This window comes from Streptococcus sp. HMSC078H12, assembly GCF_001814615.1.
Lineage (GTDB): Bacteria > Bacillota > Bacilli > Lactobacillales > Streptococcaceae > Streptococcus > Streptococcus salivarius_F.
This window is the reverse complement of the sequence record NZ_KV817316.1, coordinates 30731-53154: the sequence shown is the minus strand read 5'-3', so window position 1 is coordinate 53154 and position 22424 is coordinate 30731. Positions and strand designations below refer to the sequence as shown.

The window sequence follows — 22424 nt, the reverse complement described above, 5'->3', positions numbered from 1 at the left end:
AAAAATAAGGACTGAGCCAGACAAGAAGGACTCTAAGGCTAAGAAAAAAATCCAGCCGAAGCCAGATTCATTTTGCTTATCTAAGTTTAATTAGCACAAGGCTATGCATCAAGTGATTTGACAAAAGGCCAGTTGCCTAGTTTGTGTGTTTCGTAGGTCAAAACCTTATAACCACATTGTTTGTAGCCATTTTTCTCGTAGAAAGGTACATTGTAATCGCGATTGGTAATCAAACCAAGACTGTGGCCTCCTGTACTACGCACAAAAGGTTCAACCTCTTCAAGCAAAAAGCGACTTCCTATCCCTTTTCTTTGATAATCTGGAGTCACCGCCAACATCATCAAGTACCAGTCGTATTCTGCAGAATCTTCCAGATGTCTTTCAGACTCTTCAACAAAGTTAAAATACTTGAACAACTTAGTGATGCTTATAAAACGGAAAAGCTTGGTCGCCCCATTTTGAAGATAATTAAGCATAGAAATCGTCTGATGCTGTAAAATAGCTGCCGCAACAATGCGACCGTCCTTTTCAGCCACCAAACATGAGTCCCGTTTAATCGCCAAACGCACCAATATTTCCTGCAAGGCTAAGACAAATTCCTTATACTGTTCAGGCTTCTTTAAATTACTGGCAATCATTGAAAGATAGGGGTAATCTTCAAAGGCATCGGCACATACTTGTGCAACTTCCTGAACTTCGTCTAGTCTTGCTTTGCGATATTGCATCATAATCTCCTAATCTGTCTGTTTTTTTCAGTATAACACAAAACGCATGACTGACAGTCATACGTTCTATGGATTTTTGTAAAATCTTATAATTTTATAAGAAAAGTTTAGGCAACTTCTTCTGTAAATTGACTATTATAAAGATCAGCATAGAAACCATCTGCTGCCATGAGTTCATCATGATTGCCCTGTTCAATAATGTTACCATCTTTCATCACAAGGATAAGGTCAGCATTTCGAATGGTTGATAAGCGGTGGGCAATGACAAAGGAAGTCCGACCTTCCATAAGCTTGTCCATGGCTTTTTGAATCAATTCTTCTGTTCGAGTGTCAACTGATGATGTCGCTTCATCCAAGATAAGAAGAGGGGCGTCCTTAAGAAGCGCACGCGCAATGGTCAAGAGCTGTTTCTGACCAACTGACAAGGTCACAGAATCATCCAAATAAGTATCATAACCCTTTGGAAGTGTGGTGATGAAGTGGTGAACACCGACAGCCTTAGCTGCAGCAATAACTTGCTCGTCAGAAATATTCTCTTGGTTGTAAATCAAATTATCACGAATAGTACCTTCAAAGAGCCAAGTGTCTTGAAGCACCATAGAGAATTGATCATGAACGGTTTCACGTTTCATGTCGTTAGTATCCACACCGTCAATGGTGATACGACCTTGGTCGATGTTATAGAACTTCATAAGCAGGTTAACAATAGTCGTCTTACCAGCACCCGTTGGACCAACGATTGCAATCTTTTGACCTGGCTTAGCAAGAGCTGAAAAGTCATGAATAATAGTCTTTTCAGGAGTATAGCCAAAGGAAACATGGTCAAAGACTACTTGACCTTTTGTATCTGTCAACTCAGCTGTCTTAGCTGACTCGTCGTCCATATCTTTTTCTTCCAAAAATTCAAAGATACGACCAATGGCTGCAGTAGCTGATTGGAGTTGTGTAATCCCTTGGGCAATTTGAGAAAGAGGTTGTGAGAAGATGCGAACATAGGTCATGAAGGCTACCACATCACCAATAGTCAAGCTACCATCAATAACTTTGATGGCACCCACAAGACAGACCATGACATAACCAAAGTTCCCAATGAAAATCATAAGTGGCATCATAATACCTGAGATAAACTGTGATTGCCACATCGATTTATAAAGTTTATCATTAAGCCCCTTGAAAGCCTGACTGCTTTCTTGAGTGGCATTGTAACTCGTTACGACTGCTTGACCTGTGTAGATTTCTTCAATATAACCATTAATATTAGCCAAATTTTCTTGTTGGCGTTTGAAAAGTGGTTGCGAGAAGCCCATGATGAAGGCTACCAGAACAAAACCTATCAAGACAGAACCAATCGCAGTGAAAGCCATAGTGACATTTGAGTAGAACATCATAATAATGGCTGCCACCAAGAGAACACTTGAAGTAATCAAGGTACCTAACCCTTGACTAAGCGATTGTCCCAAAAGGTCAACGTCATTGGTCACACGAGAGAGGGTGTCCCCTTGAGAGTGACTATCGAAATAATTAAGAGGGACACTGTTGATTTTCTTTTGGATAGCTGTACGGAAACGTTGTGAAAAGCGTTGTGTAACTGTCGCAACCGTAAAGCTTTGTAAGTAACCCACAATGGCTGAAATCGCATATAAAACAGCCAAGGTCATAGCAATACTTGCTACCTTGTCCAAATCAATACCTGGAATCGTCCCCATTTTGGTAGGTGTGATACCTTCAGTAATAGTATTGGTAATTTCTTTAAGCTTATCTGGTCCAATAACTGTAATGACCGCTGAAATAATTGCTCCAAAAATCGCAAGGACAAACGGAATTTGGAAACCTTTAATATAGGGTTTTAAGCGTTTATAGGATGATGTTTTTGGCTTATTTTCCATTTTCTAACTCCTCCTTAGACAATTGTGAATAGGCAATTTCTTGGTAAACCTCATTATTTGCCAAGAGTTCCTTGTGAGTTCCTTGACCAACGACCTTACCTTGGTCAAGTACCAAGATTTGGTCCGCATCCATAATAGTAGAAATACGTTGAGCAACAATCAACTTGGTCATATCTTGTGTTTTTTCAGCCAATTCTTGACGTAACTTACGATCGGTCTTATAGTCCAAGGCTGAGAAGGAATCATCGAAAATCAAGATTTCAGGCTTACGTGCCAAGGCACGCGCAATAGCCAAACGTTGTTTCTGTCCACCTGAGAAGTTAGACCCAGCTTGGGCAACTTCTGCTTTAAGTTGACCTTCTTTATTTTCAACAAAGTCTTTTCCTTGAGCCAATTCGAGAGCTTCCCAAATCTTAGCATCATCAAGAGGACTGTTATTGCTCGTTCCCATCGTCATATTTGACGTGATATCACCTGAGAAAAGCACTGCCTTCTGTGGAATATAACCGACTATATTGTGCAAGGTTTCGTGGTCATAATGGCGTACATCGACACCGTCAACCTTGATTGTTCCTTGCGTGGCATCATAAAAACGTGGAATAAGGTTGACAAGTGTTGATTTACCAGATCCAGTCGAACCAATAAAGGCCACCGTGTCACCTTTTTTAGCTTTGAAGCTAACATGCTCCAAAACAGGCTCTGAAGTTTCAGAATAACGGAAGGAAACATCATCAAATTCGACAGTACCCACTTCTTTAGGCTTTTCAGAACTATTTTCAGGGTAAGAGACTGAAGATTGGGTATCTAGAACTTCATTGATACGACTAGCTGCTACAACTGCACGTGGAAGAAGGAAGAAAACAACAATCATCATCATGAATCCCATAACAACCTGCATGGCATAAGATGAATAAACCACCATGTCTGAGAAGAGATGGACCTTATTTTCCATAGCACCAGCAATCTTAGTTGGATCTGTTGGAATCTTAACATCTTCAATCAAATGTGCACCAATCCAATAAATAGCCAGTGTCAAACCACTTGATACAGCAGTCATCACCGGTGTCAGTAAGGCAAAAGAACGACCGATAAAGAGATTGTTTTGGGTCAAATCAGTATTGGCCTTTTCAAATTTATCCTCTTGATAACTTTCGGCGTTATAGGCACGCACCACACGAATTCCTGTAAGAGATTCACGCGTTACGCTATTCAGTTTATCGGTCAGAGTTTGAATCAAGCGTTGCTTAGGCATAACCATAATCAAGAGGAAGAGCATGAGAATGGCAATCACTGACACAGCGACAAGCAAGGCAAGGATCCAATTTCCATTTTTATCGGCAATCTTTGTAATCGCCCAAATGGCCATGATAGGTCCCTGTGTAATAACCTGTAACCCCATGGTAAGTACCATCTGCAATTGGGTAATATCATTTGTCGTACGGGTCAAAAGACTAGGAATTGAGAATTTCTTGATCTCTGCATCCGAAAAATCTAGAACCTGATGAAAGATATCATCACGAAGACGAGTGGTAAAACTTGCCGCTGTTCTGGCAGCTAAGAAACCAACAACTACAGAGGCCATAAAGCCAGCAAACGACATTAAAAGCATTCGCATCCCTGGGGCATCTGTATTCCAGGCAAAAATATCCGACGCTTTAGTTCCCTTAGTTGATAAGAGTGTCGTAATATCAGACATATAGTCTGGAATTTTCAAGTTTAGGTAGACGTTCAAGCAAACAAAAATCACCGCTAAGACAATCATGATTAACTCTTTTGTCGTCAAACGTTTAAAAATTTTAAACATAAGTTACTCCTTATTTTTTTCTAAATTCTTACGAATTTGGTGAAAGACTCGAAAGGCTATTTCAGCATCCTCTTTCGAAATGCCTTCTAACAGCTGTTCATGGATGGCCTCTCGAAAATGTTTGACATCTCGAGCTTTCTTTTTACCTAAGTCTGTCAGATGAACATACTTGTAGCGTTTATCCTTGTCCGATGTCACCAACTCAACAAAACCATTTTTTTCCATTCGTTTGACCAAATTACTAGCCACTGATTTAGAAATACATAGTCTTTTTTCAATGTCTTTGATAAAGATTTCTTTATCTTGATTGTCAGACAAATACTTGACGGCAAATCCTTGTGGGCCAGCTAAATGCTCAACCCCATGGGCCTTTCCTAACTCTTGCACGCGAGATTCCATAGTATTGATGAATTCTCTGAATTCACTAAAAGTATCTTTTCCATGCATCGCAAGTCCCTCCTTGAATAATTCTCATGGAAACTATTTTAGTTCTTATGAGAACTAATGTCAAGAAAAAAGTTCTTATGAGAACTAAAAAGAGTGAGAAAGAAAATTGCTTTTCACTCTCACTCCCATAACTATGATTATTAAGGCTTTGAACTCAAAAAACTAGCCCACTTGGGCTAGGCTATCTAAATAATAATCCCCTCCAAATGATCCAATTCATGTTGAATAATTTGGGCTGGCATGCCAGAAAAACTTAACTGTTTAGGCATCCATTGTTCATCTAAATAAGCAACCTCAATCGACTCATAACGTTTTGTTGGACGACTTCCCTCTAATGACAAACAAGACTCCTCTGTTTGAAAAGGTGAGGACTTGCTGACTAAAATAGGATTAAACATAACTAGATTAACAAAACCGATATTGACGATAATAACACGCTTTTTAACGCCAATCATATTGGCAGCCATCCCCACACAAGCATCCTTATGAAACTCCAGTGTATCACGTAAATCTTTAGCCAAATAGAGATCTTCTTTAGTTGCTTCTGTCGATTTTTGTCCAAGGAAAAAGACATCCTTTACGATAGTTTTTATCATCTATTTACTCCCTTTTCTTATCTAAACTATGAAATCATATACCTTTCTTTTATCAAAACCAAAGGTTTTCAATTTCATATTAATCACCTTGACCTATTATATCAAAAGGCCTACCATCTAGTAAAACAGACAAAAAAAGAAACCCGCAGGCTTCTTTTTCGTCATCTTTCTTCACTCTATACAAATAACCAATAAACGCCAAAAGACTAATAGTTGAAACACCCATTGCCAATTTGGCAACTGGGGTATAGCTATAGGTCAAAACGACACCATGCTTACCTGGTGGTAGGACTAGATTAGTTGGATTCTTTTCTTTAGCTAAGTAAGTAATTACTCGCTTTCCATCAATCCTCGCTTTTTGTCCTTTATAGTAGAAAACTGGTAGCGACAAGACCTTAGCTTCTTTTGACTCGTTATCTACTGTAAGTGCTAGCTCCTTTGGAGAATGGCTGATGGTTGACTTAATTTCCTGATTATCCAAGAAAAGATGTTTGTCAAAGACAAAGCCAAAGGGCACTTCTTTATTGGTGTAATCGCCATTTATATTTTTATAAGTTCCCTTAGCTAGCATTTCTCTCGTGACTTTTGTATTGCTTGGCAATATATTCTTGGCTTTAGTCATCTTATCTTGGACAGTAACAATCTGAAACATATTCAGACAAAGACCAAACAAGACAAGTATCGTCGCTGCCTTCATAGAAATATTTTCTAAGACATTAGCCAAGGCTAAACTGAAGAAAAGCAAGGCAAAACTCCACAATCTCCAAGGAAATTGTAGATTGGACACTGGACTCTCCTGTAATAACTGCCAAGGAAAACTATTCAAAGTTAAAAAAGCCAAAACAAAAGAAATAAAAAGGTAAATTCTAGCTTCCTTATCCTTCACAAAACGCTTAGCAAAGATCAGGCTTAGCACTAGACCCAGGAGATAGAGAAGATTAACTGATGGAGTCCTTAAATCACTTTTTAGAATCAACTCCCAGTTGTCTGCCAGACTTAAGGCAGTCTTTGATAGGAGCGGTTTAAAAGTCATTCGTAGGGTGACATACTTGAATTGCTCTATCATAGGAACAAAGAAAGCTAGAGACATACTAAGAGTGACAAGAGTGGCCTTAAGAAATCCTAGAATACGTTCTTTTTTATTATCCCAAATCCCAAAACTAGCTACCACTGCTATGAAAATCATAAGAGAAGCCAAAAGGACAGACAAGACATGGGAATAGACTAAACCAAGCATGCCAAGAGTCAAAACCCACCATTTCTTGTAATCTCCAAATGTTATCAAACGAACGCCAACGAAAACTAGAGGTAAAAAAATCATAGCCAGCGTTTCGCCAACGGCTGCCCGGTAATAAGAATTGTGCAAGAAATAACCCGAAAAGAGATAGAAGGTAGCAAATACCATCACCTGTTTATCAGAATAGTTCAATAAACGTAACCCGTAAAAACTAAGCAAACAAGTTACAAAGCGAACAAGAAATTGAAAACTCATCCAGGCTACAAAGACTGACTGAGTCAGCTTATAGATTATGAAAATAGGATAATAGGTTAACCAGGGATAAAAGGTATTGATTAATTGTCCGGTCCCTCCGTTAGTTGTAAAATTGATAGGACTCTTCCAGACAGTATCCAAGGATAACAGTCGGTTAATGTGAAAGACAATATCATCACCATAAAGCTTGTCCCTAAAAAAGAACATAGGCAGTATCGACACTATGCTGATCAAGAAACTTATTAGAATGACTGTCTGATTAGTATACTTCTTTTCTTTTGCCCCACAGGGATCCTTTCCAAGACTCACGATTATTCCTCTCGTATTCTAATTCATCAAAATCTACTCTAGAAAGAGATTTCTTACTAGCTCATTATACCAAAAAAAGGATAAATCTCCTCTTCCTCCTAAGTCTGTCTAAACAAAAAAAGAAACCCGCAGGCTTCTTTTCTTATTTTATCGAGAGGCTATTAGTAATAATCTATCAATTAAACGATACCTTGTGCTGACATAGCATCTGCAACTTTAAGGAATCCAGCGATGTTGGCACCAACAACAAGGTTACCTTCATGACCAAATTCTTTAGCAGCTGCTGCAGCATTTTCGTAGATACCTTTCATGATATCGTAGAGTTTAGCATCAACTTCTTCGAATGTCCATTGTGTACGTCCGCTGTTTTGTGCCATTTCAAGAGCTGATACAGCAACACCACCAGCGTTAGCAGCTTTGGCAGGACCAAATGATACACCAGCTTTAAGGAAGACATCAATAGCTCCCAAAGTTGATGGCATGTTAGCACCTTCTGAGACAGCCAATACACCATTTGCTACAAGTGTTTCTGCATCTGTTTCATCCAATTCATTTTGAGTTGCACATGGGAATGCCAAGTCAGCTTTAACTGACCAAACTGTCTTTTCACCACCAGCAGGTGTGAAGGTTGCATTTGGACGAGCTTCTGCATATTTAACGATACGTTCACGTTTAACTTCTTTGATTTCTTTCAACAAGTCAACGTCGATTCCGTCTGGATCATAAACAAAACCAGATGAGTCAGAACATGTTACCGCTTTAGCACCAAGGCTTTGCAATTTTTCGATAGCGTAGATGGCAACGTTACCAGCACCTGAAACAACTGCAGTTTTACCGTTAAAGTTTTCACCACGTGCATTAAGCATTTGTTCTGCAAAGTAAACAGCACCGTAACCAGTTGCTTCTGTACGAGCAAGTGATCCACCCCAGTTCAAACCTTTACCAGTAAGAACACCTGTGTACTCGTTACGAAGACGTTTGTATTGGCCGTAGAGGTAACCAATTTCACGTCCACCAACACCGATATCACCTGCAGGTACGTCTGTATCTGCACCAATGTGTTTGCTCAATTCAGTCATGAAGCTTTGGCAGAAACGCATGATTTCGTTATCTGATTTACCTTTAGGATCGAAGTTTGATCCACCTTTACCACCACCGATTGGTTGACCAGTCAATGAGTTTTTAAAGATTTGTTCGAAACCAAGGAATTTGATGATTGATTGGTTTACAGATGGGTGGAAACGAAGACCACCTTTGTAAGGACCAATAGCTGATGAGAATTGTACACGGAAACCACGGTTTACTTGTACTTGTCCTTTATCGTCAACCCATGGCACACGGAATGAAACGATACGTTCTGGTTCAACCAAACGTTCCAAAAGGTTTTCTTCAATATATTTAGGATATTTATCGAAGACAGGAACAAGTGAATCGAAAACTTCTTCAACTGCTTGAAGGAACTCAGCCTCATGGCCATTTTGAGCTTTCACTTTTTCAAAAACGCTAGCAACGTACTCTTTACCTGTTGTCATATCAATGTTTCCTTTCAAATAATTACCTTAGTAATTTAATTACATGAATAGTATAAATTTTCAGAATCTTCTTGTCAAGTATTTTTTGCTATTTTTTTTATTTTTATGTTAGGTTTTGTGACATAGCAAGTGACCTCTCTTTTTTAAGCCAATCCTAAAAAGTTATCAATTCAACTATGTAAGCGGATTCTATTTTTCTAGTTTTTCTCCAAAATTTTTTAAACTTTTTTGAACTTTAAGTCTAAAATGGGTAAAAAAAAACAATTTAGTAAATTTACTATTTTTACATTTACAAAGATTCCCAACTATGTTATCATTAATTTAGTAATTTTACTAAATCTCAAAAAGGATTATTTTTTATGAAAAGAAAACAATTATCAGGAAAGCGCATCGGCATTGTTTTTGGAACTTTCGCTCCAATGCACGTTGGACACGTTGACCTCATTACCAAGGCAAAACGCGCTAATGACAATGTGCTTGTCATCGTAAGTGGCAGCAACACACAAGAAGATCGTGGGACACGCGCAGGCCTATCACTCAATCGACGTTTCCGTTATGTTCGAGAAGTCTTCTATGATGATGAATTAGTCGTTGTGGATAAACTAGACGAAGCTGGGATGCCAGCCTATCCAGAGGGCTGGGTGCCTTGGGTTAATCGTGTCAAAGAGCTTATCGCTAAGAATACGGATGATCCTGAAAAGATTACCTTCTATGTTGGAGAGCCAGAGTATGTGACTGAGCTCAATCGCTATTACCCTCAAGCTCAGGTAGAACTCATCGAACGTTCTATTATCAATATCTCTGCTACTGAGATTCGCGACAATCCGATGGAAAATTGGCGTTTTATCACCAAGCCTTTCCGTCGTCACTTTACGCGCAAGGTCCTTGTTGTGGGCTCTGCTAGCGGTGGAAAGACTACTCTTGTTAAGGATTTGGCTCGCACTTACAATGCTCCCTGCTCTCTGGAATATGCTAGGGAATATCAAGAAAAGTATAATGTACGAGATGACGAGTTAGATACCAACGACTATATTCACCTCCTGACAGATCAATATGCCCAGACCTCTGATATCATTGACAAGGGGCAACATTCAGGACTTATCTTTGCGGACACCAATTCAACAGTCACTAAGGTCTATATCGACTACTATTTGAAAGAAAATATCTCCCAAGAAGAGTTCGACATGTTGGATCGCCTCTATCAGGTAACTCAGGCCCGTGAAAAGTGGGATTTGATTTTTGTGATTCTGCCAAAATCAAACTATGTAGATGATGGTTTCCGTGACATGACCATGGCTGATAACCAAACGCGTGATTGGTTTACCAAACATCTCTTGGACCTGTTATCACCATTTAAGGATAAAATCGTTATTTTAGGGGAAAATAGTAATAGCGACAGCTTCTTTGCAGACAACTACCATCACGCTAAGAAGGCAATCAAGGAGCGTTTACACATCGAAATTTAGAAGACTGATGTAAAGCAATCATCATCTAAACTTACAATAAACAAAGGAGGAAACCCATGACTAAAACCTTCGAAAACTCTGGTAGTGAAAAGGAATTTTTGGACATCTATAGGCGAGAAGAAATGGATAAGTACGTTAAGCCCTCAGTGACCGTTGACTCGGTCATCTTCCGCTATTATGAAGGAAGAGTCCAGACCTTACTTATCAAGCGAAAAAACCATCCCTTCATGGGGAAATACGCCCTCAGTGGGGGCTTCGTTAAGGAGCAAGAAGACCTCAATCTAGCTGTCTGTCGTGAGGTACAGGAGGAAACATCCGTTAAACTCGACCCTGACCACATTGAGCAGCTCATTACAGTAGGAACACCTTATCGTGATCCTCGAATGTGGACCATTACAGTGGCTTATCTCTGCTTTATGACCTTTAATGACATTCAAGTGGAAAAGGCTGCCGACGATGCCGCGTCTACGCATTGGTTAGACATCGCCATGGTAGACGGTCAACTGCAACTTGTTGATGGTGATAAGATGCTGTCACATGATGACCTTGCCTTTGACCATTGGGAAATTCTCTTAACAGCTATGGAACGTATCAAGGGACGACTCGAATACTATCCAACTATCCTTTCCATTATGCCCGAAGAAAACACCTTGACCACCTACCGCCAACTTTTTGGTACCTTCAATGAAGACTACCTCAAGATGGATTCCACAAATTTCTTGCGTCGCTTTAAACACCTCTTCCAAAAAACAGGTCGTCAGGTAGCTACTAGAACCAGAAAGGCTGCCACCTACACTTATCATATCAAGCCACTCTAAAGTAAGGTCTTTGTTTGACAATTTGATACTTACATAGTAGTATTAAGAAAATTAATAAGAGGTATCCTATGAAAAGTTTTACATTGATTAGTGGAATTCTCATTACACTCTTGGGTGTCTTTTTCTTCGCTAATCCTACAAATCTTCTTGCCATCGTTGGTTGGCTATTTGCCCTAGTGATGCTGGTATCTGGTGTTTCAAGTCTCATGGTTTATTTTAAACGAGATAACGAAAACCGCTCCTTCTTCCAACTGCTTCAGAGTATCATTTCCATCGTTTTTGGTATTATCCTGCTATCAACATCAGCATGGGTACTCTCGGGCGTAGCTGTAACCATTATCGCTTGGTGGCTTCTTGTCTCAGCATTTACGCAAGGCTTCCAAGCTTATCGTCAACGTCAATTCGGCTTCTCAGGACAACCTGCCCTGTCAATCGCCTTAATTTGTCTGGTATTTGGGCTCTTGCTCTTTAGTGCTCCGTTTTTCTCAGCCTTTCTTATTGGGCGCTTGGTAGCTTCCTTAATTATCTTTACGGGTGTTTCAGTCCTTTCCTTTTCATTCCGCTTGTGGTAAGAAGAAACCAGACACTACATAAACATAAAAAAGCCTTGCAAATGCAGGGCTTTTGTCATACTTTGATTACTAAAGAGCTTATCCCTCTAGCTCACTCAAATACTCATAGCGTTCATACTTTTCAAGTAGGGTTTCGTTAGCAGCATCCAAATCACGTTGAAGGGTAGCTAACTGTCCATAATCGCTAGCATTTTCAAGCATGGCTGCTTCAATCTCTTCAATTTTAGCTTCAAGGTCAGCAATCTCGTCCTCGATGGTCGCCCACTCTTGTTTTTCAAAGTAGCTCATGCGTTTTTTGTCTTCTTTAACTTTCTCAACTTTAACGCTAGCTTGCTCTTTTTCCTTCTCGAGGAGGGCTGATTGCTCTTGTAAGAAGGCTTTTTCATCAAGGTAGTCTGTGTAGTTACCAAAGAACTCTCGAACACCACCCTCTTCAAAGGCTAGAATCTTGTTAGCTACCTTGTCCAAGAAATAGCGGTCGTGACTTACGGTAACGACAGGGCCTCCAAAACCATTAAGGAAGTTTTCCAAAACCGTCAAAGTTGCAATGTCCAAATCATTTGTCGGCTCATCCAAGAGCAGAACGTTGGGCTTTTCAATCAGAATCTTAAGTAGATAAAGACGTTTCTTTTCCCCACCAGAGAGCTTGGCAATCTGTGTCCCATGGGTAGAACGAGGGAAAAGGAATTGCTCCAAAAGCTCTGTGATACTGGTTGTCCCAACCGTTGTCTTAACTTCATCTGCAACTTCCTGCAAGTAGTTAATGACACGCTTGCTCTCATCCATATCTTTAATTTGCTGTGAGAAATAACCAATACGTACCGTCTCACCAATATCTAGGACACCAGCTGTAGGCACAAGGTCGCCATTAATCAGATTGAGCAAGGTCGATTTTCCGACACCATTATCCCCAACAATACCAATACGATCACGATTTTGCATGATAAGATTGAAATCTCTGAGAATTTGCTTGCCATCTTCATAAGCGAAATCGACATGCTCGAAGTTCACTACCTTCTTACCAATACGGCTGGTCTCAAAGTTAATTTCAAGATCGTCATTATTGACCGTTTGATGAACCTCACCCTTAAGATCCTTAAAGCGATTGATACGAGCCTGTTGTTTGGTTGCACGTGCCTGTGGTTGCGTTCGCATCCATGCCAACTCCTGTTTATAGAGTTGCTTTTTCTTGTGAAGGGCTGCTGCATCTCGTTCATCCTGTTCGGCCTTTAGACGCACATAGTCTTGATAATTCCCTTGATATTCAATCAGATTAGCCTGGTCTAACTCAAAGATACGTGTGGCTACATTGTCCAAGAAATAACGGTCGTGGGTAATAAAGAGTACCGTCTTTTTAGAAGACTTGAGAAAATTCGTCAACCAAGCAATAGTATCAATATCCAAATGGTTGGTTGGCTCATCCAAGAGCAGAAGATCTGCATCATTCAAGAGAACCTGAGCCAACTGCACACGACGACGAAGACCACCTGAGAGGTCCCCGACCTTTTGCGAGAGGTCTGACAATCCCAACTTAGACAAAACTGTCTTAACCTCGCTCTCAATGGACCAAGCATCCAGACTATCCATCTCAGCCATAATCTTCTCCAAGCGAGCTTGATTCTCTTCAGAATAATCTGCCATAAGGGTTTCATATTCACGAATCAAAGCCATCTCACGAAGGTCTGATGACAAGACCGTATCAAGCACTGTCTTGCTATCATCAAATTCTGGCTCCTGAGTCAAATAAGCAATCTTATAGCCATTAGCCTTAGTGAAAGGTGACACATCACCATCAAAACCAATACGCTCAGAGACAACATCTAGCAAGGTTGTCTTACCTGTCCCATTGACACCAATAATCCCAATACGATCCAAATCATGGATAATAAATGAAATCTCTTTAAAAACCGTCTTGTCTCCAACGGACTTGGTTAATTTTTCAACAATAAAATCTGACATCTTACTTCCTTCTTACAAATAACACCGCTACGGATCCTACGCATGCTCTGTAGCGGTGTGTCATTTTTATAACGTCTGTAGACTTATTTCATAGCTTGAACAAAGGCCATAATAGCTTCCTTGTCATTAGCTAGTTTCCCATCAACGATGGCATTTTCAATGGCTTTAAGTGTACGTCCAAGGTCCGGACCAGGTTTGAATCCTAGCTCCTTCATCAGTGTGCCACCATTCACAACGATTTCGTGCTTATCATGGATGAGCAACTGACCATCCAAATCGGCAATACGCTCATAATCGACGTCCAAGCCCTGAGCCTGTCTCAAAGTTTCAGCCGCCTCTAAGAGCTCCTTACCATACTGATAAACATCTTGTTTAGTCACGGCTCTCTCCAAACGGAAATTGAAAATCTCAATCAAGGACTGAACTGTCTTTTGGAAATTAACAGACGTCTTCCATTTTTTAAGGAAAGAGCGTGGATTATCATGCTTGAGAGCCAAAAGAGTTGCCGCCCAAGCCTGTTCAGAACTTGTAAATCTAAAGTCCTCCACATAGTCTGCCACAAAAGCCTGCCATTCTTCAGCAGTTTCTTGAAAATCCGGAAGGTACTGATAAGCCTTAGTCGCTAGAAGTGCCTTGATTCCCTTTTTCCAATGTGGGGCCAAAAGCAACTTATCGAACTCGATGAAACTTCGCTCAATCGAAATCTTTTCCAGAAGTGGGGCATGGCTGGTCATAGCCTGAAAAGTCTTTTCTTCGATATCAAAGTCTAAACTCGCAGCAAAACGTAACCCTCGCATGATACGAAGGGCATCCTCGTTAAAGCGTTCCTCAGCCTTACCAACAGCCCTCAAAACACGATTGTCCAAATCAGCTAGACCATTGAACTTGTCGATAACCTCAGCATTTTCATTAAGAGCAAAAGCATTGACTGTAAAATCACGACGCTTGAGGTCTTCTTCCAATGAACGCACAAAGGACACGCTAGACGGACGACGGTAATCTACATAGACATCCTCTGTTCGGAAGGTCGTCACCTCATACTCTCCGCCATTTTCCAAGACCAAAACGGTCCCATGCTCAATACCGATATCCACCGTACGCTCGAAAATCTGCTTGGTCTCTTCAGGATATGAAGATGAGGCAATGTCTACATCATGAATGGGACGGTTAAGAAGGGCATCTCGTACCGAACCACCAACAAAGTAAGCCTCAAAACCCGCAGCCTTAATCTTCTCTAATATTGGTAAAGCCTTCTGAAACTCAGAAGGCAAATAACTTAATCTCATAGTAAATGTTCCAAACCATAAACAAGCTGATTACGTTTAACCACTTCTTTAATACCGAGGTTAACCCCACCCATAAAGGAAATACGGTCATAAGAATCATGACGCAAGGTCAAGCCTTCTCCTTGGGCACCAAAGATAACCTCTTGGTGAGCCACAAGTCCTGGCAAACGTACACTGTGAATACGGAAACCATCAAACTCAGCACCACGTGCTCCAGCAAGTGTTTCCACCTCATCCTCAGCACCTTGACGTTTTGTTTCGCGAACCTCACGGATAAGTTCAGCTGTTTTCACCGCTGTACCTGAAGGAGCATCTTTTTTCTTGTCATGGTGAAGCTCAATGATTTCAAGATCTGGGAAATATTTGCTAGCTTCTGCCGCAAACTTCATAAGAAGGATAGCACCAATAGCAAAGTTAGGTGCAATCAAACCACCAATAGACTTGTCTTTAGAAAGGTCTGTCAATTCCTGAATTTGTGCTTCAGTAAATCCTGTGGTACCCACAACTGGTGCAAAACCATTCTCCAAAGCAAAACGAGTATTTTCATAGGCAACAGCTGGCATAGTGAAATCCACCCAGACATCTGCGTCAAAGCCAACCAAATCCGCTTTATCTGTGAAGACAGGAACACCGTCCACTTCTTTTTCTGTCGCAAATGGGTCAAGCAAGGCAGCCAAAGTCAATTCGTCATCTCCCTTGACCATTTCAACCGCAGTTGAACCCATTCTTCCTTTAAATCCAGCAACAATAACTTTAATAGACATGTCATTTTTCCTCTCTATTGATCTTAATCATAGACAAGCCCCATCCCAGATGGATAGTACTTATTTGGTAAATTTAGGTGTTAGACCTAACACTAGTGCTCCTTCACCCAAGTGTGTCGCAATTACGGCACATAAGGATACCACTGTTGAAACGCTAATTCCCTGTGCTTCTAGCTGTCTTTTAAAATCTTCAGCTTTTTCAGGAGCATTCGTGTGAAGGATACTAAGTTCCATTTCACGATTTTCCTCAGCTAGGGCAACCAAACGTTTCACAGCTTTCTTCTCTGTACGCACCTTTTCAAAAACAACGATTTTTCCTTCGTCATTAAAATTCAAAATAGGTTTGATAGACAAAAGATTTCCTAAAATCGCCGAACCATTCGACAAACGACCACCTTTTACCAGATGATTAAGATCATCCACAAGAATATAAGCCGTCGTTTGGTCAACCTGCTCCTCAAGCTTCTTCAAAATATTCTCAAAAGACATTCCTTGGGCTGACCAATGCAAAACGTTTCTCACCATGGCTCCCATAGGAGCTGCTGTGATTTTTGTATCAGGAAAAGCAATCTTCAACTTGGCATGGTCCTCAATCAAAAACTGACTATTAGCCCAAAAACCAGAGATTCCTGAAGAAAGGAAAAGCCCAATGACATGGGTATAACCTTCCTCCTCCAACTCCATAAGCAAGTTATCCAAGTCAGCTAGATTAGGTTGCAACGTCTTGAGCAATTCCTCAGAGTTTGCCATTTGCGCATAAAACTGATTGACATCCAAGTTTTTTCCTTCAACAAAAGGCTGCCCTTCAATGATGACCGGAATATCTAAAACATAAACATCAGCATGGCCCTGAATTTCAGCAGGGAGATTAACCGATGAATCCGTAATAACTGCAAGAGACATCTTAGAACTCCAAATTGATACCTGGACGATCCAAGGCAATTTCAGTTACTTCATAAGTCAAACGTTGAAGCGTATCCAAGAGCGGTGCAGCCAAGGCTTCTGCTTCTTCTTGTGAGAAGTCTTTTGGTTCATTGACGATACGGTTTTGAATGTGGTCCATTTGAGAAACAATCCCTGAGATAACAAACTCATCACGGACAATCATAAATTGCAAAACAGCTACAACAGACGTATTGTTAGCTTCTTCATCTTTATTGTGCAACTGGAAAGTTACTTCAACATTTGTTTTAGGAACACCATTCTCTTTTTCCCACTCATGGTTACGAACATCATAGTGGTAACGGTTAACAAATACTTTTTCGCGAATTAAATCCATTAGTCATATTCTCCTTGATACAATTACTCTTTATTATAGCATAAATATGCTTTATTATGGGAATATTATTGACAGAAAAATGAGTATTTAGACTGATTTTGACAGCAACAATAATCACTAGAAAAGTAGGAGCTTTGATTTAGGACTAAGACTACTAAAATAAGGCTCCTTCATCAGAAGAGAGCCCTTTTATTGCCAGCTAACAGTCTCTTAAAGAATGTTTCTGCTGTCCCTTTTCATCAAAATTCTCAGGAGACAACCAATTCTCAAATCGTTTCTTAAGTGCCGGCCACTCACTATCAATAATCGAGAACCAGTCCGTATCACGGCTACGTCCCTTATAGATAGCATGGTTACGAAAACGCCCCTCATAGGTGAACCCTAAACGCATGGCAGCATTGGCAGAAGGACGGTTGAGACTATCACATTTCCACTCATAACGACGATAGTTAAGATCTTCAAAGACATATTTCATAAGCAGGTATTGAGCTTCTGTAGCTGCTCGAGTCTTTTGTAAAGCAGGTGCTAAAATCACTCGTCCCATCTCAACACTACGATTTTTTGGTGTAATAGCCATAAGTGAAAAGGTTCCCAGAACCTTACCTGAAGCCTTATCCCTGATGGCAAAGAAATAAGGGTTATCGGATTGCTCATAATCCTCCAAACACTGACGTACAGCTTCTTCAGATTCAAAAGGATCCGCATACATATAGGTCCAATCAGAAAGGATCTGATTAGTAAAGTAAAAGTCTAAAATGTCCTTATAATGCTCTGCAACCGTCAAATGTTCAACGCTACAATAACGACCTTCTAATAGGGCAGCATCTGGCATATTACCTGGACTAGCATCCGCTAGACTTGGCCCCACTTCTTGTTGGTAGTGATTTAAAGGCATAGGATTCTCCTTTTTCATAAAGAAAAGTCTACACAAAAGTGCAGACTTTAGCTTAATTATTTAGCAACTGGGTATACAGATACTTGTTTTTTGTCGCGACCTTTACGTTCGAAACGTACAACACCTTCAACTTTAGCGAAGAGTGTATCGTCACCACCACGGCCTACGTTTACACCTGGGTAGATGTGTGTACCGCGTTGACGGTAAAGGATTGATCCACCTGATACAGTTTGTCCATCAGCTGCTTTAGCACCAAGACGTTTAGCTTGTGAATCACGACCATTGGAAGTAGAACCCCCACCTTTTTTGTGGGCGAAAAGTTGCAAGTTTTCAAGAGTTTTCAACATAAGATTGTGTCCTTTCTTAGTGATTAGTCGCTAACTTACGCGTTGATAGCGTTGATAACAACTTTTGTATAAGGTTGACGGTGACCTTGTTTACGGTGGCTACCTTTTTTAGGTTTGTATTTGAAAGTAACAACTTTCTTTTGTTTACCTTGTTTTTCGATAGTTCCGACAACAGTAGCTCCCTCAACAACTGGAGTACCTACTACAGTTTTATCACCACCGACAAGAACAACTTCGTTAAAAGTTACTTCTGATCCTGCTTCAGCGTTGATTTTTTCAACGTAGATTGCTTGACCTACTTCAACTTTAACTTGTTTTCCACCAGTTTTGATGATTGCGTATGTGCTCATGATGCACCTCCTATTAAAATTTTTAATGTGTCTGAGGTTTCCCTCTGTGAAGACTCGCCTAGTACTGCGGGGACGAACCCACTTGCGAACAGTAGTCGTGCGGTTGCACAGGACGTGCATTTAGTCAACGTTACAATTCTATCATTTTTTCCCTCTAATGACAAGAGAAAAAGTTATTTTGATTATTCTTATTCTGCTCATTGACCTTTAACCAAGTAATGATACCCCTACTCAACCCTTATACCATATTTTCCTAAGAAGGTCTTAGATAAATCCTGCTCCAAATCAGCTAAACAAAGGCTCCTATCCGTTGTCAAAATTTGATAGCGTTCACTTCCTTCAAAATAGAAGTGATTCAATAACTGATAGCCATTTCGCTCATAAAATGCCAAACGTTTTAAGCGCTGATTACGATTAGAAGCATCCTTCTCATCCATGGGTTCAATCGTAAGCACACACGGTCGTACCCCTGCTTCTTTCTTAACTTGTGCCAAAATCTGACTGCCATATCCCAGAGATTGTTTACTTTCCTCAACTGCAAGAAAAAGTAGGTAGACCAGGTTGTCAGTATAAATGGTATAGGTCAAGCCAACGAAGACTCCCTGATCAAAATAGGCCAAGAAAGATTGTCCTCTTTTCAAGCTGTTCCAAGACAATTGCCAAAGTGGGAGACGCTCCTCCACAGGAAAAGCCGCTTCATAAAGCGAAGCGACCTTCTTAAATGTTGGTGTCAGAGGATAAATGTTACGAACCTCTAATGTCATTTTCCTAACCAATAACCTTCTTATAATCTTCTGGTGTTGCTACATGAGCATGCTCACGTTGACGATCAAGCAAGTGACTAAGGAAATCACGGTTGCCCAAGGCTTCTTTAAGTGTTTGCTTAAATTGCCCAGCATTCATTGGTGAGAAGATATTACTTGGTGCGGTATATTCAGGACCATGGCTAGTGTTCGTAAAGGCAAGGATAAGCAAGTTATTTTCAAAGGCAGCACGTGTCGCTGATAAGATTTCATTTTGATGGTTAATATCCAAGTAGAAATCAGCTTCCTTATAAAGACGCTTAACCTGCTCTGTTGTAATATTAGGGTAAAGGCTAACATTACTATATTTAGCCAAATCCATCAAGCGACTTGACATTTCTGTGATTGCCCCAACATGATAGTGCATGGTAGGCACTTCACTGACAATACTTTCCAAATGTTCAATTTGGTCTGAGTTGGTCAAGATAAGCGCTTGATTTTGGAAGTTGTTCTGACGGGCAAATGGATACATGAAGCCAAGGAAGGCCACGCGAGAAGCTTGCTCTGGACTAACCAACTTTAGAAGATTCGTATAAGCTGTGTAATCTTGTACAACAATCTTAGTCTGACGATGGTTGCTCTCAAGAAGCAGACGCATATTCCCAGGAACTGAATCAGTGATAGGCTCTTGCCAGAAGAGAACGTCTTGACCAGAATTTGGAAGATTCATAGTTGTCAAGAAAGGCGTCGCCAATGAGTTGTATAGAATACGACTCAAATCATAACCAGCTTCTTTAAGATAGAAGACTACAAATTCAGATTTATTTTTGAAAATGTAGACCTTGTCTTTCCAATTCAAGATAACGTCTTTAGTCAAATGGTTGATGACGATAACTTCCTTGTTGTCAGGAGTGAAATAGCTCGTAATGGTCGCTTCTTGCTTAACATTATAGGTTGTTTGTGAGAAACGGTACCCCTTGTTATTGTAGCGATCAGTCACGCGCAGGCGTCCTGACTCATCATACCAGTCCACGGCTTTAACCAGACGTTGGTGAGCAGGATGCGCATAATGAATATGACCACGTTTCTTATCAAAACGGAAGATTTCCGCATTACTATTTGTTCCTATAATTTCCCAGTAGTCAGGCACAGGTACCTGATTAAAGTAAAGTGCAGAACCTTGAACCTTGTCAAAACCAGTGAAATAAAGGTAAGGTGAGGTCACATCACTAGGCAGAAAGCCATCATCTGAAAGACAAACTGTTGTATTCACATAGCCAGCGACAATCAGTGAGTAATGGAGATCCCAACTACCCTGACTATAGTTTTCAAATAAATTAATCATGACTAGTCATCTCCTTTACTAAGTTAAGCCACTTCTGCTCGATTTCCTCTGTCAAAAAGCCTTTGGCAATATCATAAGAAACTTGATGAACATGATCCAAATCTGAGCGATTGAAGAAGGCTACAATTTTCTCTGCCAAGGCAGCCACGATAGCAGGCTCATCATCTTTTTCAAAACGAGGAATGAGGTAGCCATTTTCATTATCCTTGATAAAGGTTTGGTTCCCATAACGAACATCAAAACCAATCATACCGAGACCCGATCCCACGGCTTCTAGAAGTGTCAAGCCAAACCCTTCACTCTTAGAACCTGATAGGTAAAGTTCGTAGTCCTTGTAGACTTCTGTCAAGTCTTGGTGACCTTTAAGGTGGATATAATCCCGAGCTTGATTTTCCTCGATAATGGCCTTAAGTTTGGCTTCTTCAGCACCTGTTCCATAGATATCAAAGTTTACTTGTGGCAGACTTTCTTTAGCCTTAACGACAGCCTTGGCCAACCAGTCCACGTGTTTTTCATTAGCCAAACGTGAGGCTGTGATGATTGAGAATGGTTTACGCTCTCCTTCAGGCTTTCTCAGTTTATCCACACTTCCCACAGGGATGGTTACGATATGAGGTGTAAATGGTGTGTATTTATTGAACTGATCTAGCATAATGCTACGTTGGCGCTCTGTCGCTGTGATAAAGAAATCAACCTTATCTGCATTGCTGAATTGGTACTCGTAGAAGTTATTCCATAAAATAGTCTTGTCTGTCACAGCATTTTCACTAAAGTGCTCTGCATGAACCACAACCCCAAGCTTAGCAGGTTTGGTGTTACGGAAAACAGCCTGTCCGGTACCAGTTGCACGGTCCAAGATGACGATGTCCTGGTCAGTTAGACCAAGTTGAGACATGAAGTAGGCGATAAATTCATGCTTAGATGACAAAATCTTATCTGGAAAACGGAAGACACTATCCTTACCATCAACAATTTCATCATAAGCAACACTACCATCCTCATTGAAGAAACGACGTTGATAGAGGTGAGCCTTATTGTCTACCGGTGTGTAGTACTCCGTGAACATCTTAGTGTAAGAGTAAAAGTCTTTACGGATTAGGCAACCACGCGATACTTTTTCCACACGATGAACGATATCTTCACCCTCTTTACGCAAGTAGGCTGCATAGAAGATATCTTCCTTGGCACAAAAGAGCTTAACCACTTTACCATTAATCTCACGACGCGTGATGTCATATGGAATTTCCTTTTCCAAATCCTTGACAGTATAGGTCGTTGGAGCAATTTTTAGGTCTGTAAAATAGCTGTAGAGCCAGATGATATCTTCATCCGCAAACCCCATGTTACGGGTCAAATCAGAAAGATTGTCCTGCAAGAACATATCCATAAAGACAAATTTGGCCTTAATACCTGTGTTTTTGAAAATTGTAGAACGATAGGCCTGGGCGTACTCAACACCACTTGATGCCCAACCGATTCCTAAATTGATGTTATAAACAGTCATGTATTTTCCTTTCTGGGTAAAAGTTCAACATCGACATTTCTTTTTCGACATACCTAACTCTAGTAGCAGCTAAGCACTACTATGTTAGTACTATAGCCTCCTAGACTAGAGCAAGTCTTCGATAAGTGTATCCACTTCGTCTTGCGCCTCTTCAATAGGTGTGATTTCAGTCACCATGATTCCTGCAACCGCACGTTCAACCAAGGCGTCAACATCCATACGACGTTCATATTGTTCAACGTTTTTGATTTTTGGATTAGTCTTTGGACGGTCAGGTGCAAAGATGGTACAGCAATCCTCAAAAG

General features: G+C 40.5%; 21 protein-coding genes, 1 pseudogene and 1 other annotated feature. Of the genes and pseudogenes, 3 read left to right on the top strand and 19 right to left on the bottom strand.

The window, feature by feature from the left end; all coding sequences use genetic code 11:
- Nucleotides 1-101: 101 nt before the first annotated feature.
- The 7 genes from HMPREF2979_RS01675 to gdhA all read right to left on the bottom strand — a co-directional run bounded on the left by HMPREF2979_RS01675 (nt 102) and on the right by gdhA (nt 8791).
- The gene (locus HMPREF2979_RS01675; protein ID WP_070654799.1) at nt 102-725 is read right to left on the bottom strand and encodes a GNAT family N-acetyltransferase; all 624 of its coding nucleotides are present in this window, start codon (nt 723-725) and stop codon (nt 102-104) included.
- A 107-nt stretch (nt 726-832) separates the two neighbouring features.
- Nucleotides 833-2611, bottom strand: coding sequence for an ABC transporter ATP-binding protein (locus tag HMPREF2979_RS01670; protein WP_070654797.1), 1779 nt, complete (start codon nt 2609-2611; stop codon nt 833-835).
- Nucleotides 2601-4415: an ABC transporter ATP-binding protein gene (locus tag HMPREF2979_RS01665; RefSeq protein WP_070654795.1), complete on the bottom strand. Its 1815-nt coding sequence runs from the start codon at nt 4413-4415 to the stop codon at nt 2601-2603. The genes HMPREF2979_RS01670 and HMPREF2979_RS01665 overlap by 11 nt, the downstream gene beginning before the upstream one ends.
- Before the next feature lie 3 nt (nt 4416-4418).
- Entirely contained in the window at nt 4419-4862 is a 444-nt protein-coding gene (locus HMPREF2979_RS01660; RefSeq protein WP_070654793.1) for a MarR family winged helix-turn-helix transcriptional regulator, read from the bottom strand.
- Nucleotides 4863-5047: 185 nt separating this feature from the next.
- Nucleotides 5048-5458, bottom strand: a complete 411-nt coding sequence (locus HMPREF2979_RS01655) for a peptide deformylase (protein ID WP_014633963.1) — start codon at nt 5456-5458, stop codon at nt 5048-5050.
- Between the two features lie 79 nt (nt 5459-5537).
- Entirely contained in the window at nt 5538-7157 is a 1620-nt protein-coding gene (locus HMPREF2979_RS01650) for a YfhO family protein (protein ID WP_261787277.1), read from the bottom strand.
- A 281-nt stretch (nt 7158-7438) separates the two neighbouring features.
- Entirely contained in the window at nt 7439-8791 is a 1353-nt protein-coding gene (gene gdhA / locus HMPREF2979_RS01645) for an NADP-specific glutamate dehydrogenase (RefSeq protein ID WP_002885547.1), read from the bottom strand.
- A gap of 359 nt (nt 8792-9150) precedes the next feature.
- Between gdhA and HMPREF2979_RS01640 the strand changes: the two genes are divergently transcribed.
- From HMPREF2979_RS01640 to HMPREF2979_RS01630, 3 genes are all read left to right on the top strand, one after another.
- A complete protein-coding gene (locus tag HMPREF2979_RS01640) occupies nt 9151-10257 on the top strand; it encodes an AAA family ATPase (RefSeq protein ID WP_070654791.1) in 1107 nt (368 codons plus the stop codon).
- 56 nt (nt 10258-10313) lie between these two features.
- Nucleotides 10314-11075 (top strand): NUDIX domain-containing protein, encoded by a 762-nt coding sequence (locus HMPREF2979_RS01635; RefSeq protein ID WP_070654789.1) that lies wholly within the window; start codon nt 10314-10316, stop codon nt 11073-11075.
- A 68-nt stretch (nt 11076-11143) separates the two neighbouring features.
- Nucleotides 11144-11647: an HdeD family acid-resistance protein gene (locus HMPREF2979_RS01630; RefSeq protein WP_070654787.1), complete on the top strand. Its 504-nt coding sequence runs from the start codon at nt 11144-11146 to the stop codon at nt 11645-11647.
- Between the two features lie 78 nt (nt 11648-11725).
- On the opposite strand, the gene HMPREF2979_RS01625 is transcribed toward HMPREF2979_RS01630, so the two are convergent.
- The 12 genes and pseudogenes from HMPREF2979_RS01625 to HMPREF2979_RS01570 form a co-directional block, all read right to left on the bottom strand.
- On the bottom strand, nt 11726-13606 hold the full coding sequence (locus tag HMPREF2979_RS01625) for an ABC-F family ATP-binding cassette domain-containing protein (protein WP_070654785.1): 1881 nt from the start codon (nt 13604-13606) through the stop codon (nt 11726-11728).
- Between the two features lie 83 nt (nt 13607-13689).
- Complete coding sequence (locus HMPREF2979_RS01620) at nt 13690-14892, bottom strand: CCA tRNA nucleotidyltransferase (RefSeq protein ID WP_070654784.1); 1203 nt, start codon at nt 14890-14892, stop codon at nt 13690-13692.
- Nucleotides 14889-15656, bottom strand: coding sequence for a 4-hydroxy-tetrahydrodipicolinate reductase (gene dapB / locus HMPREF2979_RS01615; protein WP_037612027.1), 768 nt, complete (start codon nt 15654-15656; stop codon nt 14889-14891). Before dapB ends, HMPREF2979_RS01620 begins: the two co-directional genes overlap by 4 nt.
- Nucleotides 15657-15716: 60 nt before the next feature.
- Nucleotides 15717-16559: a DegV family protein gene (locus tag HMPREF2979_RS01610; RefSeq protein ID WP_070654782.1), complete on the bottom strand. Its 843-nt coding sequence runs from the start codon at nt 16557-16559 to the stop codon at nt 15717-15719.
- Nucleotide 16560: 1 nt separating this feature from the next.
- On the bottom strand, nt 16561-16935 hold the full coding sequence (locus HMPREF2979_RS01605; RefSeq protein ID WP_002885550.1) for a DUF1149 family protein: 375 nt from the start codon (nt 16933-16935) through the stop codon (nt 16561-16563).
- A gap of 199 nt (nt 16936-17134) precedes the next feature.
- Nucleotides 17135-17830, bottom strand: a complete 696-nt coding sequence (locus HMPREF2979_RS01600) for a GNAT family N-acetyltransferase (protein WP_070654780.1) — start codon at nt 17828-17830, stop codon at nt 17135-17137.
- Nucleotides 17831-17886: 56 nt separating this feature from the next.
- Nucleotides 17887-18177: a 50S ribosomal protein L27 gene (gene rpmA / locus HMPREF2979_RS01595; RefSeq protein WP_002885483.1), complete on the bottom strand. Its 291-nt coding sequence runs from the start codon at nt 18175-18177 to the stop codon at nt 17887-17889.
- 35 nt (nt 18178-18212) lie between these two features.
- Nucleotides 18213-18527 (bottom strand): 50S ribosomal protein L21, encoded by a 315-nt coding sequence (gene rplU, locus HMPREF2979_RS01590; protein ID WP_002885597.1) that lies wholly within the window; start codon nt 18525-18527, stop codon nt 18213-18215.
- A 40-nt stretch (nt 18528-18567) separates the two neighbouring features.
- Nucleotides 18568-18642 (bottom strand) — a sequence feature (ribosomal protein L21 leader region).
- A gap of 112 nt (nt 18643-18754) precedes the next feature.
- Nucleotides 18755-19291 (bottom strand): GNAT family N-acetyltransferase, encoded by a 537-nt coding sequence (locus HMPREF2979_RS01585; protein ID WP_070654778.1) that lies wholly within the window; start codon nt 19289-19291, stop codon nt 18755-18757.
- Nucleotides 19292-19295: 4 nt separating this feature from the next.
- The gene (gene gtfB, locus HMPREF2979_RS01580) at nt 19296-20615 is read right to left on the bottom strand and encodes an accessory Sec system glycosylation chaperone GtfB (RefSeq protein ID WP_002885503.1); all 1320 of its coding nucleotides are present in this window, start codon (nt 20613-20615) and stop codon (nt 19296-19298) included.
- A complete protein-coding gene (gtfA, locus tag HMPREF2979_RS01575; protein WP_070654776.1) occupies nt 20608-22119 on the bottom strand; it encodes an accessory Sec system glycosyltransferase GtfA in 1512 nt (503 codons plus the stop codon). Before gtfA ends, gtfB begins: the two co-directional genes overlap by 8 nt.
- Nucleotides 22120-22224: 105 nt before the next feature.
- Nucleotides 22225-22424: pseudogene (locus HMPREF2979_RS01570) on the bottom strand (tRNA 4-thiouridine(8) synthase ThiI); the annotation flags it as partial.

Bases quoted from the DNA above. Each gene is read 5' to 3' on its own strand.
- gdhA (WP_002885547.1), bottom strand. From the start codon at position 8,791: ATGACAACAGGTAAAGAGTACGTTGCTAGCGTTTTTGAAAAAGTGAAA.
- HMPREF2979_RS01670 (WP_070654797.1), bottom strand. From the start codon at position 2,611: ATGGAAAATAAGCCAAAAACATCATCCTATAAACGCTTAAAACCCTAT.
- dapB (WP_037612027.1), bottom strand. From the start codon at position 15,656: ATGTCTATTAAAGTTATTGTTGCTGGATTTAAAGGAAGAATGGGTTCA.
- HMPREF2979_RS01625 (WP_070654785.1), bottom strand. From the start codon at position 13,606: ATGTCAGATTTTATTGTTGAAAAATTAACCAAGTCCGTTGGAGACAAG.
- HMPREF2979_RS01635 (WP_070654789.1), top strand. From the start codon at position 10,314: ATGACTAAAACCTTCGAAAACTCTGGTAGTGAAAAGGAATTTTTGGAC.
- HMPREF2979_RS01655 (WP_014633963.1), bottom strand. From the start codon at position 5,458: ATGATAAAAACTATCGTAAAGGATGTCTTTTTCCTTGGACAAAAATCG.
- HMPREF2979_RS01660 (WP_070654793.1), bottom strand. From the start codon at position 4,862: ATGCATGGAAAAGATACTTTTAGTGAATTCAGAGAATTCATCAATACT.
- HMPREF2979_RS01675 (WP_070654799.1), bottom strand. From the start codon at position 725: ATGCAATATCGCAAAGCAAGACTAGACGAAGTTCAGGAAGTTGCACAA.
- rplU (WP_002885597.1), bottom strand. From the start codon at position 18,527: ATGAGCACATACGCAATCATCAAAACTGGTGGAAAACAAGTTAAAGTT.
- HMPREF2979_RS01600 (WP_070654780.1), bottom strand. From the start codon at position 17,830: ATGCCTTTAAATCACTACCAACAAGAAGTGGGGCCAAGTCTAGCGGAT.
- HMPREF2979_RS01665 (WP_070654795.1), bottom strand. From the start codon at position 4,415: ATGTTTAAAATTTTTAAACGTTTGACGACAAAAGAGTTAATCATGATT.
- rpmA (WP_002885483.1), bottom strand. From the start codon at position 18,177: ATGTTGAAAACTCTTGAAAACTTGCAACTTTTCGCCCACAAAAAAGGT.
- HMPREF2979_RS01640 (WP_070654791.1), top strand. From the start codon at position 9,151: ATGAAAAGAAAACAATTATCAGGAAAGCGCATCGGCATTGTTTTTGGA.
- HMPREF2979_RS01630 (WP_070654787.1), top strand. From the start codon at position 11,144: ATGAAAAGTTTTACATTGATTAGTGGAATTCTCATTACACTCTTGGGT.
- HMPREF2979_RS01605 (WP_002885550.1), bottom strand. From the start codon at position 16,935: ATGGATTTAATTCGCGAAAAAGTATTTGTTAACCGTTACCACTATGAT.
- gtfB (WP_002885503.1), bottom strand. From the start codon at position 20,615: ATGATTAATTTATTTGAAAACTATAGTCAGGGTAGTTGGGATCTCCAT.
- HMPREF2979_RS01620 (WP_070654784.1), bottom strand. From the start codon at position 14,892: ATGAGATTAAGTTATTTGCCTTCTGAGTTTCAGAAGGCTTTACCAATA.
- HMPREF2979_RS01585 (WP_070654778.1), bottom strand. From the start codon at position 19,291: ATGACATTAGAGGTTCGTAACATTTATCCTCTGACACCAACATTTAAG.
- gtfA (WP_070654776.1), bottom strand. From the start codon at position 22,119: ATGACTGTTTATAACATCAATTTAGGAATCGGTTGGGCATCAAGTGGT.
- HMPREF2979_RS01610 (WP_070654782.1), bottom strand. From the start codon at position 16,559: ATGTCTCTTGCAGTTATTACGGATTCATCGGTTAATCTCCCTGCTGAA.
- HMPREF2979_RS01650 (WP_261787277.1), bottom strand. From the start codon at position 7,157: ATGTTCTTTTTTAGGGACAAGCTTTATGGTGATGATATTGTCTTTCAC.